Annotated in this window: 16 protein-coding genes; 4 read left to right on the plus strand and 12 right to left on the minus strand. The window is 67.8% G+C overall.

Annotation, left to right across the window (positions count from 1 at the left end; translation table 11 throughout):
* Positions 1-15: 15 nt before the first annotated feature.
* The gene (locus tag ASF08_RS23030; protein WP_056150188.1) at positions 16-243 is read right to left on the minus strand and encodes a hypothetical protein; all 228 of its coding nucleotides are present in this window, start codon (positions 241-243) and stop codon (positions 16-18) included.
* Between the two features lie 193 nt (positions 244-436).
* Here ASF08_RS23030 and ASF08_RS23035 point away from each other — a divergent pair, with 193 nt between their 5' ends.
* Positions 437-988 carry an RBBP9/YdeN family alpha/beta hydrolase gene (locus ASF08_RS23035; RefSeq protein WP_018042231.1) on the plus strand — a complete coding sequence of 184 codons (552 nt, stop codon included), beginning with the start codon at positions 437-439 and terminating at the stop codon, positions 986-988.
* Position 989: 1 nt separating this feature from the next.
* Here ASF08_RS23035 and ASF08_RS23040 read toward each other — a convergent pair whose 3' ends face one another.
* From ASF08_RS23040 to ASF08_RS23080, 8 genes are all read right to left on the minus strand, one after another.
* Positions 990-2021 carry a YcjF family protein gene (locus ASF08_RS23040; protein ID WP_056149932.1) on the minus strand — a complete coding sequence of 344 codons (1032 nt, stop codon included), beginning with the start codon at positions 2019-2021 and terminating at the stop codon, positions 990-992.
* 208 nt (positions 2022-2229) lie between these two features.
* Complete coding sequence (locus ASF08_RS23050) at positions 2230-3669, minus strand: YcjX family protein (RefSeq protein WP_056149938.1); 1440 nt, start codon at positions 3667-3669, stop codon at positions 2230-2232.
* Positions 3670-3764: 95 nt separating this feature from the next.
* On the minus strand, positions 3765-4901 hold the full coding sequence (locus ASF08_RS23055; RefSeq protein WP_056149940.1) for a hypothetical protein: 1137 nt from the start codon (positions 4899-4901) through the stop codon (positions 3765-3767).
* Between the two features lie 73 nt (positions 4902-4974).
* A complete protein-coding gene (locus ASF08_RS23060; protein ID WP_056149943.1) occupies positions 4975-5499 on the minus strand; it encodes a SixA phosphatase family protein in 525 nt (174 codons plus the stop codon).
* A gap of 12 nt (positions 5500-5511) precedes the next feature.
* Positions 5512-6492 carry an aldo/keto reductase gene (locus ASF08_RS23065; protein WP_056149945.1) on the minus strand — a complete coding sequence of 327 codons (981 nt, stop codon included), beginning with the start codon at positions 6490-6492 and terminating at the stop codon, positions 5512-5514.
* A gap of 130 nt (positions 6493-6622) precedes the next feature.
* Positions 6623-7474, minus strand: coding sequence for an AAA family ATPase (locus ASF08_RS23070; protein WP_056149948.1), 852 nt, complete (start codon positions 7472-7474; stop codon positions 6623-6625).
* A 136-nt stretch (positions 7475-7610) separates the two neighbouring features.
* On the minus strand, positions 7611-8255 hold the full coding sequence (locus ASF08_RS23075) for a hypothetical protein (protein WP_056149950.1): 645 nt from the start codon (positions 8253-8255) through the stop codon (positions 7611-7613).
* The gene (locus ASF08_RS23080; protein ID WP_056149954.1) at positions 8252-9454 is read right to left on the minus strand and encodes a hypothetical protein; all 1203 of its coding nucleotides are present in this window, start codon (positions 9452-9454) and stop codon (positions 8252-8254) included. The genes ASF08_RS23075 and ASF08_RS23080 overlap by 4 nt, the downstream gene beginning before the upstream one ends.
* Before the next feature lie 360 nt (positions 9455-9814).
* Between ASF08_RS23080 and ASF08_RS23085 the strand changes: the two genes are divergently transcribed.
* Positions 9815-11668 carry a cation:proton antiporter domain-containing protein gene (locus ASF08_RS23085; RefSeq protein ID WP_056149956.1) on the plus strand — a complete coding sequence of 618 codons (1854 nt, stop codon included), beginning with the start codon at positions 9815-9817 and terminating at the stop codon, positions 11666-11668.
* Between the two features lie 261 nt (positions 11669-11929).
* Here ASF08_RS23085 and ASF08_RS23090 read toward each other — a convergent pair whose 3' ends face one another.
* The gene (locus tag ASF08_RS23090; protein WP_056149959.1) at positions 11930-12382 is read right to left on the minus strand and encodes a hypothetical protein; all 453 of its coding nucleotides are present in this window, start codon (positions 12380-12382) and stop codon (positions 11930-11932) included.
* A 311-nt stretch (positions 12383-12693) separates the two neighbouring features.
* Between ASF08_RS23090 and ASF08_RS23095 the strand changes: the two genes are divergently transcribed.
* Both ASF08_RS23095 and ASF08_RS23100 read left to right on the plus strand, forming a co-directional pair.
* Complete coding sequence (locus ASF08_RS23095; protein WP_056149964.1) at positions 12694-13869, plus strand: vWA domain-containing protein; 1176 nt, start codon at positions 12694-12696, stop codon at positions 13867-13869.
* On the plus strand, positions 13866-14318 hold the full coding sequence (locus tag ASF08_RS23100; protein WP_056149966.1) for a bleomycin resistance protein: 453 nt from the start codon (positions 13866-13868) through the stop codon (positions 14316-14318). The genes ASF08_RS23095 and ASF08_RS23100 overlap by 4 nt, the downstream gene beginning before the upstream one ends.
* Here ASF08_RS23100 and ASF08_RS23105 read toward each other — a convergent pair.
* Together ASF08_RS23105 and ASF08_RS23110 are read right to left on the minus strand one after the other, a co-directional pair.
* Entirely contained in the window at positions 14296-14616 is a 321-nt protein-coding gene (locus tag ASF08_RS23105) for a 2Fe-2S iron-sulfur cluster-binding protein (protein WP_056149968.1), read from the minus strand. The two genes, ASF08_RS23100 and ASF08_RS23105, sit on opposite strands and share 23 nt — an antisense overlap.
* Positions 14617-14773: 157 nt before the next feature.
* Positions 14774-15097 (minus strand): Hpt domain-containing protein, encoded by a 324-nt coding sequence (locus ASF08_RS23110; protein WP_056149971.1) that lies wholly within the window; start codon positions 15095-15097, stop codon positions 14774-14776.
* Between the last annotated feature and the right edge of the window lie 275 nt (positions 15098-15372).

Genomic DNA, 15372 nt, shown 5'->3' on the forward strand with positions numbered 1-15372 from the left:
CGTCTCGTTCACGCTTCACGGGGACTGCCATTCGACGCCGGCATGCTCGCGGATATCACCCGGCGCGGACCCGGTATCGGCATCGCTGACCCAGTCGCTCGGCTCGACCACATCGACGATCTCGTCGTCGGGATAGGCCGCGGCGAGAAAGACCTTGGCCTCACCTTCGGCGGCAGCCCGGACCGTGACCAACGGGCGAAAGCCCTTGGCTGCGCGGATATTGGCGATGAAGAGCTTCGTCATGTCCATCCTCCTGGGCACGCCTGAGCGCGCGACACTCGGCTAACGCGGGAAACCGTGATCCGCGCGGGCGCTCGATGAAAATGATGGGCCGCCGCCTCTCGCAGCCCGGAGGCATCTCACTCGGCGCGGTGACGCCTGCCCAATTCCCCTCACCCGTCTCGACGCCGCGCGAGCGAGCCGCTATCGGGGCAGAATGAAGCTCGCCGATTGCGACATCCTCATCCTCCCCGGCTATGCAGGCTCGGAAGACGGCCATTGGCAGGCCGGCTGGGCCGCCCGCATGGCCAATGCCCGCATCGTCGAGCAGGACGACTGGCACCATCCCGAAGCGGCATCGTGGCGCGCACGCATCGTCGAGGCGGTGGAGGCGGCGACGCGGCCGGTGATGCTCATCGCCCACAGCCTCGGCGTAGTCGCCTCCGTCCAGGCCGCGCCCGCCTTTCCCGAGGGCAAGGTGCGGGGCGCCCTGTTGGTGGCGTTCCCGGACGTGGAGCGGACGCCGGACCTGCCGTCCAGCGTCACGGATTTCGCGCCGGTGCCGCGCGATCCCCTGCCCTTCCCGTCACTGCTGGTGGCGAGCCGCAACGACCCCTATTGCGCCTATGACAGGGCCGAGGACTTCGCCTATGCCTGGGGCTCCGCCCTGGTGGACGCTGGCGAATCCGGCCACATCAACGTGGCGAGCGGGCACGGTCCGTGGCCGGAAGGGCTGATGCGCCTGGCGGGCTTCCTCAAGGGGCTCTGAGTCACGCCTTCTCGGCCCCGCCCATCGGCTTCAGCAACTCCCCGGCCACGTCCGACAGGCGCGGAGGTTCCTCCCTGACGAAGGGGAGCGGGCGGCAGACCGCCAGGGCGGCGAGGCCGAACCGGGCGGTCATCAGGCCGTTGAGCACGCCCTCGCCGAGCTTCGCCGAGACCCGCGCGGCGATGCCGAGGCCGAGGACCTGCTGGATCATGCTCTCGCCCACCGCCATCCCGCCCGTGACGGTGAGATGCGCGAAGGCGGCGCGGGCAAGGCGCAGGAACCCGAGGAAACCCGGCCGTCCGCCATAGATCGTCGCGATCTGGCGCAGGAGGCGCACGGCGGCGAAGACCACGAAGGCCACGTCGACGATGGCGCGCGGGCTGAGCGCCGTCACCGCCGAGACCTGCTTGGCGGCCGAGGCGATGGCATTGCGGGCCTGCCGGTCGAGGGGTTCGAGCAGTTCGTGCTCGGCGAGCCCGATCCGGTCGTCCACGTCGAGGATGGTATCGCCCAGGGCTTTCAGGCGCTGGCGGCCGGCCGCGAGCCCGGTCCTCGTGGCGTAGAGGTCGCAAAGCTCGGCGACCACCGCCTGCGCGCCGGTGTGATCCCGCGTGGCGATGGCCTCGATGGCCTTCGACCGGAGCTTCTCGATCCGGCGCTCGCGCCAGATGCCCGCGAGCTCGCGCATCACCAGGGCGAGGAAAGCGATGGCCGCGAGGACGAGGAGAGCCAGGGCGACCCCGCCGAGCCAGGGCGCGGCGGAGAACAGGTCGGCGATCATCCGCTCCAGCGACAGGCCGACCCCGAGCGAGACGAGGCCGCCCAAAGCCAGCATCAGCACCGACAGCCAGGGCGCCCGCGATTTCGGAGCCACCGGCACGGCGGTGCCGTCCGCCGCCTCGACGATCTCGAACGTCTCTTCGACGATCCTCACCGCGTTCGGCGGCACCGGCGGCGGAACGATGCCCTCCAGTCCCTCGGCCGGCTCGGCGGCGGGGATGCGGAAGGCGCGGGGACGGTTCGGAGAGGTCATGGGTGGACCCTGTCTGAGGCGTAATAGGCAAACTGCGAGACCGGCCTTCCCCCATCCGCCCACCTCATCCTGAGGTGCCGGAGCGGAGCGGAGGCCTCGAAGGAGCCCTCCAGTTCGCGCAGCGGAGCCTGGAACCCTCCTTCGAGGCCGCTGGCGCGGCACCTCAGGATGAGGTCGGCGGACGGGATGGGATGACGGACGGCGGCGCTCACGTAAGCTTGTCGCCGATGAGGAACTGCATCGCACGGTCGAGGCGGATCTGCGGCAGGTGGCCGGGGCGGCCATGGGCGTCGGGTCGGACCAGCGGGGGGCGAAAGCGCGGAAAGCGAAGGGAGCCGGGCGGCACCGCGCCTTCCAGCACGGATTCGGGCCGGGACGGCAACTCACCGGGGAACACCGCCGCCTCGCTCCGACCGTCGAAGACCTCGTCGCCCACGTGTTCGCCCGCCTCGGGCGTTCCCGACACAGCGCGCAGGGTCATGCCGTCATCGTGGACGGTGGTCTCCCGCGTGGCCCGCACGGAAGCCAGCGCAACGGTGCCGACGCGGGCACCGGCCGCCTCGGTCCGGCGCATGGCGCGGGAGACGAGGAGCCGTAGCAACGCCTCCAGCCGGTCGTGGCTGGTCTGGTGCAGGTGATCCGCCTTGGTGGCGGCGAACATGATGCGGTCCGCTCTCGGCGCGAAGAGACGCGACAGGATGGTGTTGCGGCCGATCCGGAAGCTGAGGAGCACGGTATCGAGCGCCTCTTCCAACTCGGCGAGGGCGGCCGGCCCGGCATCGACGGCGGCGAGCACGTCCACGAGGACGATCTGCCGGTCAACCCGCTGGAAATGGTTGCGGAAGAACGGCTCCACGACCTTGGCCTTGTAGGCCTCGAAACGCCGTTCCATCAGCCCCGCGAGGCTGTTCGGGACGATCGTCTCCGGGAGCGCGTCGAGGGGCGCGAAGGTGAGAGCCGGCGATCCGGCGAGGTCGCCGGGCATGAGGAAACGGCCCGGGGGCGTGGTCGCCACCGATTCCGGCCCGGCGCGCAACGCGGTGAGGTAGGCGGTGAAGGCGATGCTGGCGCGCTCGGCCACGACCTCGTCGAGGGGGCCGGACGGGTCGAGGTCCTTCAGCACCGCCAGCCAGGGCGCCGCGATGGCGGCGCGCCCGGTGCGGCGGGTGCCCGCGATGGTGGCGGCGGACCATTCCGCGTAGCTCTGGTCGATCAGCGCGAGGTCGAGCAGCCATTCGCCGGGATAATCCACCACGTCGAGCATCAGCGTGCCCGGCCCGGAGCGCCAGCCGCCCTTGCGCTCGTATTCGATGGCGAGGCGGAACTGGCTGATCCGGTCGGTGGAGCGAGGCCACAGGCGCTGCTCCGTCAGGGCCGCGAAATGATCCTCGTAGGGGAAGCGCGGAACGTCGTCGTCGGGTTGCGGCACGAGGCGGGCCCGGCGCAGCCGTCCCTCATGCGCGGGCGCGAAGGCCGGCAGCGCATGGGTCTCCACCAGATGATGGATCAGCGCGGTCGTGAACACCGTCTTGCCCGACCGCGCGAGACCGGTGACGCCGAGCCTCAGGGTCGGCTGGATCAGGAGATCGCTGGATGCCTCGGCGAAGGCCTGGATCGCGGAGCCCGCGCGCGAGGCGAAGCTGATCATGAAGCGAGGGTCTCGTTTGGCCGGAGGGGGAGGATGGGTGGCGAATGCAGGGGTGAGGTGGCGCGCGTCTCAGGCGAACGCAAGAACCGGACGCGTCATCGCTCCACCGCGCCGGGATCGACTTGGCCGGGATCGACTTCGCCAGGATCGACCTGGGCGGCGGCGAGCCGTGCGATGGCGGCCTCGACCAGATCCGGTCCTGCCCGCAGCACGCCGAGTTCCACCGCCGACATGGCGAGCATCACCGGGGCGAGACGGGGCGAGGGCCGGCCATCGGCATCGAACAGAGACAGATCGTCCTCGACCTTGAGGCCGACGCTGGCGGCGATCCGGGTGGCGTAATTGCGGATGCGGACCTCGTCATTGCCGCAGAGCGGCGCCGGTGCCGCCAGATCCTGCAGCCGAAGGCCCGGCATCCCGGCCGCGAGGGCGGGCAAAGCCGCGGATTCCGCTGCGAACCGGTCTGCCAGCCGGGAGGACGGCGATGTCGCCCCGGTCTCGGACGGGCTCGCGATGATCGGCGTGATCGCCGGCCGGCCGATCGTCTCGGCCGCCCCCGCGACACGGATGGGCCGGGGCTTCGGCCCACCCGCCATCCTCGCCAGCGGCGACCAGGGCTGAACCCGCAGCGGCCCGCCCCGCGCGACCGTGCGGGGCATTCGCATGCCTCCGCGCGCATGGCGGGCGAGGTAGCGGGCGCGAACCGTCTTGCCGAGACCGAGCGGCGCGAGGCCGGTGGAGACCTTTCCGCCCGATCCCCCGCCGCTCGAAACGGAGCATTCCGCCGGCGCCCATCGGCGGACGATGGACAGGGCGTTGCGGCGGCCGAACTCGCGATAATAGCGCCGCAGCAGGGAGGCCGCCGCGTCGGCGCCGTCGCCGGCGGTGGCGAACCCGGTATGCCCCTCGGCATCGCTGCCGATCTCGCCCCGCCACCGGGCGCTCTTGATGCACCAGTAATTGTTGAGCTTGACGCAGCGCGCGACGAAAGCGGGCGGGACCGGCGCATAGCGGGCCACCAGGGCGAGCGAAGCGGGACGCAAGGTCGTCCCCGCCTCCGCGCGCCAGTTCGACACCGCCCTCTCGCTGGCGAGAAAACTCGGGGTCTCGGAGGGAGGGGCAACCATCGCCACGGCCGATTCGGCGCGAGCGAGGCCGGACGTCACGGCGTCGAGGCCGATACCCATGCGCGGCATCAGGGATGTCAGGACGAGAAGCGTGGTGACGAACACGGGATCAGCGGTGGCGGGCCATGGCACTGAGCAACGGCCCAGCCGGTGATCCGTTCAATCGATCGACATAGCCTTAGGCGGCGTCGTCGCGGTCGAGGCCCTTGGGCGTCACGAACCGTTCGAGCCGGCCCGCACGGTGACGGAACCCGGTCCAGGCCTCGCCCTCGATATCGATGACGGCGAGCGCCGCGGTCGGGAATTCCACCGAGAGCCGCGCCCTCGCCTCACGGGGACCGTCACTTACGAGATCGAGGGAGAGATCCTGCAGGCCGGGATTGTGCCCGATCATGAGCAGGGTCCGGATGTCGGCCGGCGTCGCCCGGATGACCTCGAGCAGCGCGCTGTCCGGTGCCTCGTAGATCGCATCGACGATCTCGGTTTCGGGGTTGCCGAGGGCGGCGGACATGCCCTCCCAGGTCTGTCGCGTCCTCAAGGATGGAGAGACGACGACCTTCCGGGGGATCAGATCCTGCGCCGCCAGATAGGCCCCCATCTGCGGCGCGGCCTTGACTCCGCGCGGGTTCAGCGGACGGTCGATATCGCGCACGCCCGGCGAACGGTCGGACTTGGCGTGGCGCAGGAGCATCAGGCGGCGCATGGAGGATGGACCTTACTGGAAGCCGACGACGGGGTGCGGCGTGTAGAGCGCTTCGAGGGCGGACATCTCGTCGGCATCGAGCGCGAGGTCGAGGGCCGCCACGGCATCGGTCAGGTGGGTGGGTTTCGATGCCCCGATGATCGGCGCGGTGACGATCGGCTTCTGGATCACCCAGGCCAAAGCCACCTGCGCCCGCGACACGCCGCGCGCTTGCGCGATCTCCGCCACCTTGCCGACGATGGCCCGGTCCGCCTCCTCTGCGGAGGCATAGAGCCGCTTGCCGACCTCGTCGGAATCCTGGCGGGCGCTCCGCTCGTCCCAGTCGCGGGTCAGGCGCCCGCGCGCCAGCGGACTCCAGGGCAGCACACCGATACCCTGATCGGCGCAGAGCGGCAGCATCTCGCGCTCCTCCTCGCGGTGGAGGAGGTTGTAATGGTCCTGCATCGTCGCAAACCGGGTCCAGCCATGCAGATCGGCGGTGAACAGGGCCTTGGCGAATTGCCAGGCGTACATGGAGGACGCGCCGATATAGCGGGCCTTGCCGGCCTTCACCACGTCGTGGAGCGCCTCCATCGTCACCTCGATGGGGGTGCCGTAATCCCAGCGATGGATCTGGAAGAGATCGACATGGTCGGTGCCGAGCCGCTTCAGGCTGGCATCGATGGAGGCGAAGATCGCCTTGCGGGAGAGGCCGCCGGCATTGGGCTGGTCCTTGAGCGGATAATAGCACTTCGTCGCGAGCACGACGCTGTCGCGGTCGGCGAAGTCCTTGAGGGCGCGCCCGACGATCTCCTCGCTGGTCCCGTCGGAATAGTAGTTCGCCGTGTCGAAGAAGTTGATGCCGAGCTCGATCGCCTGCCGGATGAGCGGGCGGCTCTCGTCCTCACGCATGGTCCACGGGTGGGGACCGCGCTCGGGAATACCGTAGGTCATGCAGCCGAGGCAGAGCGGCGACACGTCGAGGCCGGTCCGGCCGAGTTTCTTCAGTTTCATGGAAGCGGTCCGCTTGCAGGATGGGGACGCGAGATCGAGTTTGAATGGCGCCGGCGAGCGTAGCTCGGCCGAAGGTGGTCCTCAGCAGGTTTTAAAACGCAAAACCGGTGGCCACCTTTGCTAAGCTTGCTTAGCCGCCCCGCCCCTCCCGCCGCATCATGAAGGCCAGTTTCTCGAACAGGCTGACATCCTGCTCGTTCTTCAGAAGCGCGCCGTGTAGCGGCGGGATCAGCTTGCGGCCATCGCGCTCTTGCAGGGTCTCTGGCGAGACATCCTCCGAGACGAGGAGCTTGAGCCAATCCAGCAATTCCGAGGTGGAGGGCTTCTTCTTCAGACCCGGCACCTCCCGCGTCTCGAGGAAGACCCGTAGGGCCTCCTCCACTAGGCGGTGCTTGATGCCGGGGTAATGCACCTCGACGATGGCCTTCAGCGTCTCGGCGTCGGGGAACTTGATGTAGTGGAAGAAACAGCGGCGCAGGAACGCGTCCGGCAGTTCCTTCTCGTTGTTCGAGGTAATGATGACGATGGGGCGGCGCTCGGCGCGGATCGTCTCGCCGGTCTCGTAGACGTGGAACTCCATCCGGTCGAGTTCGGTCAACAGGTCGTTCGGGAACTCGATATCGGCCTTGTCGATCTCGTCGATGAGGAGAACCGGCCGCTCGGGATGCGTGAACGCCTCCCACAGCTTGCCACGCCGGATGTAGTTGCCGATCTCCGACACGCGCGGATCGCCGAGCTGGCTGTCGCGCAGGCGCGAGACCGCGTCGTATTCGTAGAGGCCCTGCTGCGCCTTGGTGGTGGATTTGACGTTCCAGGTGAGGAGCGGCGCGCCGAGCCCCTTGGCGATCTCCTCCGCCAGCACCGTCTTGCCGGTGCCGGGCTCGCCCTTCACCAGCAGCGGCCGCTCCAGCACGATGGCCGCGTTGACGGCGGTGGTGAGATCCGAGGTGGCGACGTAATCGGCGGTACCGGTAAAGCGCATTAGGCGTCGGCTTTCTGTTGCGGCTTCATCCATTGGGAAGCTTCAGCCTCTGCAGAGCAGCCGATGCGCGCTTCCCCGAAGCGGGATGGCGACTGGTGCCCTCCCACTACCGAAATTCGGCTGAAGCGTAGAGCCCTCAAAGCGACTTCCCGTCGCTCCACACGCAGTTCGAGGCCAGGATCGCGAGGTTCACGTCGGATTTCTGCGGCTGCGGCAGCACCTTGCCGTCCATGGCGAGGTCGATCTTCATCTCGACCTGGCCCTTGGCCTCGTTGGTCCGCCGCGAGAAGTAGCAATATTGCTGGAAGGGCACTTCCTCGTTGGCGCGGAAGTTCCAGCCGGTGACGATCTGGCCGTCCATGTAGGGCACCTGCTTGAACACCGTGAAGGTGGTGTTCACCGTGGCCTTGGAGGCGGGGGCGGCGTCCTTGCCGAGCTGGGCCTGGGTCGGCGACGGGGAGGAGCGGACGGGTCCCCCTTCGAGCTTCAGGACGTTGTCGGTGAGCGTCACCTCACCCTTGGTCTTCAAGGTCACGTCGGACAGCGCGGCCTGCATGGCGGCGGCGATCTTCTCGGCGGCCGAGTCGAACTGGTTCATGTAGGCGTAGCCGTAGGACGCCGCGCCGATGCCGATGCCGGCGAGCGCCGCGAAGGCTCCCGCCCCGATGGCCCGGAACAGGAAGGCCCGGGCGGCGGTGATCCGCGTCTCGGCCCGGAGGCGGCCATTGACGCTCTGGGCGAGAACCACGTTCTCCGGCGTCCCCGATGCGTGGATGCTCATGCGCCGGCTCCCGCGCTGGCCACCGGCGGTAAGTTGGCACTGGGCGCGGTCCGGCGATCCAGCGGAATGACCTCGCCCGTCGGCGTCACGTCACGCACGGGCTTGGGCGGCGTAAGGCCCATCTCCTGGCGAATGGAATCGGTGATCGAGTCGAGCATGTAGGGCGTCGCCTCGAGATTTACGGCGGCGCCGAGATCGTCTTCGTCCATGAAGGTCTTGCGCACCGAGACCGCGCAGAGCGCCAGGATCGTCGAGGCGAAGGCGGCGCAGAGGGCCGGGACGAACACGAAGATGCGCAGGAAGGCGTGGACCTGCGCGTCCGTCACGTCGATCGGGTCGACGCCGTAGACCATGGCGGTGAAGGAGTGGAGCTGCGAGCGGTTCACCGAATTGCGGTAGGCCTGCTCGGCATCGGCGACCTTGCGCTCGGCCATGCCGCGGTCGAGTTCGGCGCGCGCCTTGCGCGCTTCCTCGAGGGATTTCGTCACCACCGCCCGGTCGGCGCCGGCCTTGCCGACACTGGCATTCAGGGTGGCGGTGCGCGGATCGGTGACGCATTTCAGGTTGGAATAGCGCTGGCCCTTGCTGTTGGTGCCCGAGACGCGCTCACAGCGCTGGGCGGGCAAGGCCGAAAGCTGGCTCGCGTTCTCGGCGGCGCGCTTCTCGATCTGGTCGAGTTCCGTGGTGTACTGGGCGACGCGGGCATCGGCGGCGGCGATGCGGTTGTCGATGGTCGAGCGGTCGGCCTGCGCGTCCTTGAGGGCGGTCTTGGCCTTGGCCGCATCCATCAGGCGGGGGTGGAACATCATCTCGCCGAGCTGCGACACCGACTTGGTGGTGACGCCCGCGGCGAAGATGATGCCGACGATGGCCAGCGCCCGGATAAAATAGGAGCGCTGCGTGCGGGCCAGAATGCCCAGCGGCACGCGGCAGAGTTCCACCGCCGCGTAGACCAGCGGCGCGAGGAGCATGAAGTAGAAGGCCTTGTCGTCCCCGTCGCTGTAGACCCCGGCGAACAGCCAGGCGCCCCAAAGGGACGCGCCGATGACCATGAACTCGACGAGATACGCGATCCCGACATAGCCCCACTTGATCCGGTAGCCCTTCTCGAGATGGCGCTCGTGCGTCCAGCGCTCGGACTCACGGATCCAGTCACGTCGTTCGCGCTGAACATCCCGGTTGGGCGGCGACTTTCGCATGAGGCACTCGTGTCTTCAAAAAACGCGACAAACGACGCAACAAACCGTGAGGTAGGCTGGGACTTAACCGATCGTTAAGTTCCGCCCTATGCGGCCATTGTGCCGTTTTTGCGCCATTCCGTATCGCAGCGCAAAACCCCGTCCGCGCCAGCGCGTCCCGCATGCATGGCTGAGTACGGCGAAGGATTAAATCCGCATGGGCCGGCAAAAAGCCGGTTGCCCAGGCGGCACATGGGCTTGCATGCTCTCATCGCTGCCGGCGACCCGATGGATTCCCGCGGCCGGAGTTCCCTGTGCAGAACTTCGGCTGCCCCGTCTCGGCCAGCGTCGCGCACCACCCTCGGGAGTTTGCCCAGCTCGATGACGGACGTTCACGCCGGATCCTACAAGGAAGCGATCATCTTTCTCGTCACCGCAGGCGTGGTGGTGCCGCTGTTCCACCGGCTGCGCATCAGTCCGGTTCTGGGCTTCATCGGAGCGGGTGCGATCCTCGGGCCGTTCGGCCTGGGGCGGTTGGCCGACACGGTGCCATGGGTGTCGATCTTCACCATCGGCAACCGGTCCGAGATCGCGCATCTGGCCGAATTCGGTGTGATCTTCCTGATGTTCATGATCGGCGTCGAGTTGTCATGGGAGCGTCTCCGCACCCTGCGCCGCCTCGTCTTCGGGCTCGGTTCGGCGCAGGTGCTCGCCTCCTCCCTCGTCATCGGCATCATCCTCTTCGCCCTCGAAGTACCGTTGGCCGCCTCCGTCATCGTCGGCCTGGCGCTCGCCCTGTCCTCCACCGCCGTGGTCCTGCCGGTCCTGGCCGAACAGAAGCGCCTGAACACGCCCGCGGGCCGCGCCAGCTTCGCCGTGCTGCTGTTCCAGGATCTCGCCGTGGCGCCGATGCTGTTCGCCATCGCGGTGCTCGGCCGCAGCGACGGGGCGGATGTCGGCGGCGCGCTCGCCCTGGCGCTCGGACAGGCGGCCATCGCCCTCGTGCTCATCGTGGTGGCGGGCCGCCTCGCGCTCCGGCCCCTGTTCCAGCTCGTGGCCCGGACGCGTTCGCCGGAACTGTTCATGGCCGCCTGCCTCCTCGTCATCGTGGCGACCGCCCTGACGGCGGCGGCGAGCGGCCTCTCGATGACACTCGGCGCCTTCGTCGCGGGCCTGCTCCTGGCGGAGACGGAGTATCGCCGGGCGATCGAGGCGACGATCGATCCGTTCAAGGGCCTGCTGCTCGGGGTCTTCTTCGTGTCGGTGGGCATGAACCTCGACCCGGCCCAGCTGATGGCGGCGCCGAAGACCATCCTCGGCCTGTCCATCGGGCTGATCCTGATCAAGGGCGCGGTGATCCTCGTGGCGGCCCGGTTCCTGCGCATCCCGCGCGGCGTCGCGCTCGAAGCCGCACTCCTCCTCGGCCCCGGCGGCGAATTCGCCTTCGTCCTCATCGGCGGCGCCATCGCGGGCGGGCTCGTGCCGGATGGCCTCGGCCAGGCGGCGCTGATCGTCACCACGGTGACGATGATCGCGATTCCGGGGCTGGCGAGCCTGGCCCGGCGCCTCGGCAAGCGGATGTCCCGCTCCAATCTCGGCCGCGCCCGCGCCGAGCCGGTGCCGGACAAGCAGCAGAACCGCGTCATCATCGCCGGCTACGGCCGGGTCGGACGTCAGGTCGGGGAGATGCTGGCCCGCCACAAGATCCCGTATCTCGCCCTCGATGCGGACGCGGCCCGCGTCTCCGAGCACCGCCGCCTCGGCAACCCGGTCTATTTCGGCGATTCCTCCAACCCGGAACTGCTGCGGCGCTGCGACATCGCCAATGCCCGCGCCCTCGTCGTTACCCTGGACAATCCCCGGGCCGTTGAGGCCGTGGTGGAGGCGGCGCGTGCGGAGCGCCGCGACATCACCATCGTCGCCCGCGCCCGCGACGCCCGCCACGCCACGGCGCTCTACGAGATGGGCGTCGACGACGCCGTGCCCGAGACCATCGAAGCGTCCCTGCAGCTCTCGGAGGCCGTGCTGGTCGATGTGGGCGTCCCCATGGGCCTCGTCATCGCCTCGATCCACGAGCGGCGCGACGAGTACCGCGCCATGCTCAAGCGCAAGGAGACCGAGGTGAGGCCGGCCTTCCGTGCACGCCGCACCGTGGGCAAGAACGTCGAAGCGGGGAAGGTGACGGAAGCTCGGGAGACACCTGCCAAAGACGAGCAGCCCGCGAAGAGCGCCTGATCGATCCGGCGTTGTGTCTTATTCCGGACAGAGCGACGCAGCAACAATGTCGGGAAAGTGGATAAATCGGGAGAGAGCCTGAATTCAGGCACATCGACCAACGAATGCTATTGCGAGTACCGGAGCGCGGTATAATTTCGAGGTGTCGATCGTCTTCAAGACGCCGGTATGAAGCCGCGATGATCTTGAAAACGTAGATTTGGCCGTACGGTGCTGACCGACCGATCACGGATCGAGACGGATCACGATGAGCGGAAGAAGTTAGAACAGGCGGCCCTGGCCGCGTTCGGGCATGGTCGGGGTCGGCTTGTCCCCCGGCGATGCGGGCGCGGGATCGACGGTCTTGGTACGGGCGGGCGCACGGGCCTTCGGCTCCGATCCCGGCGCGAAGCTGCAGCGGTAGATGATCTCGTCGGGCGGCCCCACGCCGGTATTGAGCGGGACGGCCAGGGTGTCGCCGGAATAGCGCCAGTTCCGCGTGCCCTTGTCCCAATAGAGCCAGACCGTCGTCGGATGGCCCTTGATGGCGAAGACCGCCGCCTTCTTCGAGATCGCCTGGACGGTGCGCGGCTCGTACATGCCCTTCTGGCGATAGGCTTCCTGAAACGAGGCCGGCTGGCGCTCGATGAAGGTGTTCCGCACGATCTGAATCGTCGCGCCCGGCTTCGCCAGAAACCGCTTGAAATCACTCAAGGAGCGCAAGACGAGCGCCATGACGTCCACCCTTACTCTGCCAAATACCCCGGCCCTGACTTGGCGTTCACTCTGTCTCCCAGCTGTTTGATTTCAATGACAATGTTGAAGGTGCGAAGAACACAGTAGGCGGTGATATCAACAGAAAACCGGACTTATACCCAGCTTCGTCGGCACCGGAGAGGGAAAGCGGCGCCCATGTCTCACTGAATTCAGGATTATTTCCGTTATCCGGCTCACGAGTCCGGCGTCGTCGACCGACCCTTCCGGTGGGCATGACCGGTGCGCGGACACCCTTGACCCGGACGCCCGGTTCGCGCGTTCTCTGCCCCATGCTGCTTCATTTCTTCACGGCCCTGCGCGACGCCAAGATCCCCGTCACGCTGCGGGAACATCTCACGCTGCTTGAGGCCCTGGACCGCGATCTGGCGGACAAGCGCATTGAGGAGTTCTATCTCCTCGCCCGCACCGCCCTGGTGAAGGACGAGCGCCATCTCGACCGGTTCGACCGGGTGTTCGGCACCGTGTTCCAGGGAATCGAGACCCTCGGCGAGGCGGCGGAGCCGACGGCGATCCCCGAGGAATGGCTGCGCAAGCTCGCCGAGAAGTACCTCACCGACGCCGAGAAGGACGAGTTGAAGGCGCTGGGGTGGGACAAGCTGTTCGAGACGCTGAAGCAACGGCTCGCCGAGCAGAAGGAACGCCACGAGGGCGGCAACAAGTGGATCGGCACCGGCGGCACATCACCCTTCGGCGCCTATGGCTACAACCCCGAAGGCATCCGCATCGGCCAGGACGGCAACCGGAACTTTCGCGCGGTGAAGGTCTGGGACAAGCGCGAGTTCAGGGATCTCGACGACGGCGTCGAGCTCGGCACCCGCAACATGCGGGTCGCCCTCCGGCGCCTGCGCCGTTTCGCCCGCACCGGCGCCGCCGACGAACTCGATCTCGACGGCACGATCCGCGAGACCGCCAGCAAGGGCTATCTCGACGTCAAGCTGCGCCCGGAGCGTCGCAACGCCGTGAAGGTCCTGCTCTTCCTCGATGTCGGCGGGTCGATGGACTGGCACGTGGCGCTCGCCGAGGAGCTGTTTTCGGCAGCGCGCGCCGAGTTCAAGTATGTGGAGCATTTCTACTTCCACAATTGCCCCTATGAACGCGTCTGGAAAGAGAACCGTCGGCGCCACGACGAGGCGATCCCGCTCCTCGACGTGCTGCGCACCTATCCGTCCGATTACCGCGTCGTCTTCGTCGGAGACGCCTCTATGAGCCCCTACGAGATCGCCATGCAGGGCGGCTCGGTGGAGCATTGGAACGAGGAGCCGGGCCAAGTCTGGCTGGAGCGGGTGCTGGAACGGTTTCCGAAATCGGTCTGGCTCAACCCAGTCCCCGCCGAGCACTGGGCCTACACCCAGTCGATCGGCATGATCCGCAGAATCGTCTCGGACAGGATGTTTCCGCTCAACATCGAGGGGATCGACGGGGCCATGCGGGCGCTGGTGAGATGACCGGCGACAGGCTGCCCGATGGCGGGTTCAGCCTCCTCGTTCCGGAACTCGACGTCCACGACTTGGCCGCCAGCCTCGCCTTCTGGTGCGGGACGCTCGGATTTACGGTCGCCTATTCCCGACCGGAGAACGGCTTCGCCTATCTCGAGAGGGGCGGAGCGCAGGCGATGCTCAACGTCGCCAACGGGAACTGGCGGACGGGCGCTCTCGAACCGCCGCTCAGCCGCGGGATCAACCTTCAGATCGCGGTCGATGCCGTCGATCCGATCCTGGCGGCCCTCGATTCCGCGTCCTGGCCCTTGTTCCGGCCCGCGCACGAGGCCTGGTACCGGGTCGGGGAGGTGGAGGTCGGCGTCAGGCAATTCCTGGTTCAGGACCCCGACGGGTATCTGCTGCGCTTCGCCGAGAGTCTCGGCCGACGCCCGCTCAGCCCTGGCGAGCCGGCGTGATGACCGTCAGGCCGTCGAGTTCCGGCTTGATCCGGATCTGGCAGCACAGGCGGGACGTCGCGCGCACGTCGGACGCGAAATCGAGCATGTCCTGCTCCATCGGTTCGGCCGGTCCCACGACATCGACCCACTCGGCATCCACATAGACGTGGCAGGTGGCGCAGGCGCAGGCGCCGCCGCATTCGGCGTCGATCCCCGGTACGTTGTTGCGGATCGCCGCTTCCATGACGGTCGATCCTACGTCGGCTTCCACGGTCCTGGCCGTTCCAGCATGGTCGACGTAGGTGATCTTAGGCATCGAAGACTCCAGGCTCGTACAACGCGTCTGCGGCCGGTTGTGCGGCGCGACTGCCTTGAAGGCGCGGCCCGGTGAATGCAAGCGGCACCGGCCTCATCGCCTCACATTCCTGCGCTTACGCCGCAGACGCCGACCCGTTCCGTCCCTGCGGCCGAGATCAGGCGGGTGCGTCGATTTCCGACAGGGTCGCCTCCACCGCATCGGCCAGCGCGCCATAGGCCGGGGCCGGAACGCCCCCCCGCCTCAGGCCGTCCTCGATGGCGGCGCTGAGTTCGGCCACCCGCGCGGCGCCGACCCCGAGGGCGGAGCCCTTCAACGTGTGGGCGAGGTCGGCGCGGTGGTGGTCGTCGAGGCGCGGATCGGTGATCCCGGGCAGCAGCCGGCGGCATTGGCCGGAAAAGAGCACGAGCAGTTCCAGGGCGAGGTCGACGTCGCCGAAAGTCTGCTCGGCGAGGTAGGCACGATCGATCAGACTGGTCACCCGTCGCCTCGCCTTAACCCAACCGGGCGTTCGAGCGCCCCTCCACCAGTCTATCCACAGGAGCGTCCGAGATCGTTCGCTTCCGTTTAAGCCTTGCGGCATCATGCATAAAGCCGACGGAATGAAACCGGCCACACGCTTGGTAACCATTCCGTTAAGGTTTTTTGGACGGTTCGACCCACTCGGGTATCCGGGTCTCGCGCCGAGGTCTAAAGTTCCTTGGTAAATTGGTAAAAATGTCGTCGATCACCGGATGCGGCCGGTCTCGACGACCT

The sequence above is a fragment of the Methylobacterium sp. Leaf85 genome (genome assembly GCF_001422125.1).
Lineage (GTDB): Bacteria > Pseudomonadota > Alphaproteobacteria > Rhizobiales > Beijerinckiaceae > Methylobacterium > Methylobacterium bullatum.

Excerpts from the sequence above, each read along its gene's own strand:
- ASF08_RS23090 (WP_056149959.1), bottom strand. The coding sequence starts at position 12,382 with ATGGCGCTCGTCTTGCGCTCCTTGAGTGATTTCAAGCGGTTTCTGGCG.
- ASF08_RS23050 (WP_056149938.1), bottom strand. The coding sequence starts at position 3,669 with ATGATCAGCTTCGCCTCGCGCGCGGGCTCCGCGATCCAGGCCTTCGCC.
- ASF08_RS23105 (WP_056149968.1), bottom strand. The coding sequence starts at position 14,616 with ATGCCTAAGATCACCTACGTCGACCATGCTGGAACGGCCAGGACCGTG.
- ASF08_RS23035 (WP_018042231.1), top strand. The coding sequence starts at position 437 with ATGAAGCTCGCCGATTGCGACATCCTCATCCTCCCCGGCTATGCAGGC.
- ASF08_RS23030 (WP_056150188.1), bottom strand. The coding sequence starts at position 243 with ATGACGAAGCTCTTCATCGCCAATATCCGCGCAGCCAAGGGCTTTCGC.
- ASF08_RS23060 (WP_056149943.1), bottom strand. The coding sequence starts at position 5,499 with ATGCGCCGCCTGATGCTCCTGCGCCACGCCAAGTCCGACCGTTCGCCG.
- ASF08_RS23100 (WP_056149966.1), top strand. The coding sequence starts at position 13,866 with ATGACCGGCGACAGGCTGCCCGATGGCGGGTTCAGCCTCCTCGTTCCG.
- ASF08_RS23075 (WP_056149950.1), bottom strand. The coding sequence starts at position 8,255 with ATGAGCATCCACGCATCGGGGACGCCGGAGAACGTGGTTCTCGCCCAG.
- ASF08_RS23040 (WP_056149932.1), bottom strand. The coding sequence starts at position 2,021 with ATGACCTCTCCGAACCGTCCCCGCGCCTTCCGCATCCCCGCCGCCGAG.
- ASF08_RS23085 (WP_056149956.1), top strand. The coding sequence starts at position 9,815 with ATGACGGACGTTCACGCCGGATCCTACAAGGAAGCGATCATCTTTCTC.
- ASF08_RS23095 (WP_056149964.1), top strand. The coding sequence starts at position 12,694 with ATGCTGCTTCATTTCTTCACGGCCCTGCGCGACGCCAAGATCCCCGTC.
- ASF08_RS23065 (WP_056149945.1), bottom strand. The coding sequence starts at position 6,492 with ATGAAACTGAAGAAACTCGGCCGGACCGGCCTCGACGTGTCGCCGCTC.
- ASF08_RS23070 (WP_056149948.1), bottom strand. The coding sequence starts at position 7,474 with ATGCGCTTTACCGGTACCGCCGATTACGTCGCCACCTCGGATCTCACC.
- ASF08_RS23080 (WP_056149954.1), bottom strand. The coding sequence starts at position 9,454 with ATGCGAAAGTCGCCGCCCAACCGGGATGTTCAGCGCGAACGACGTGAC.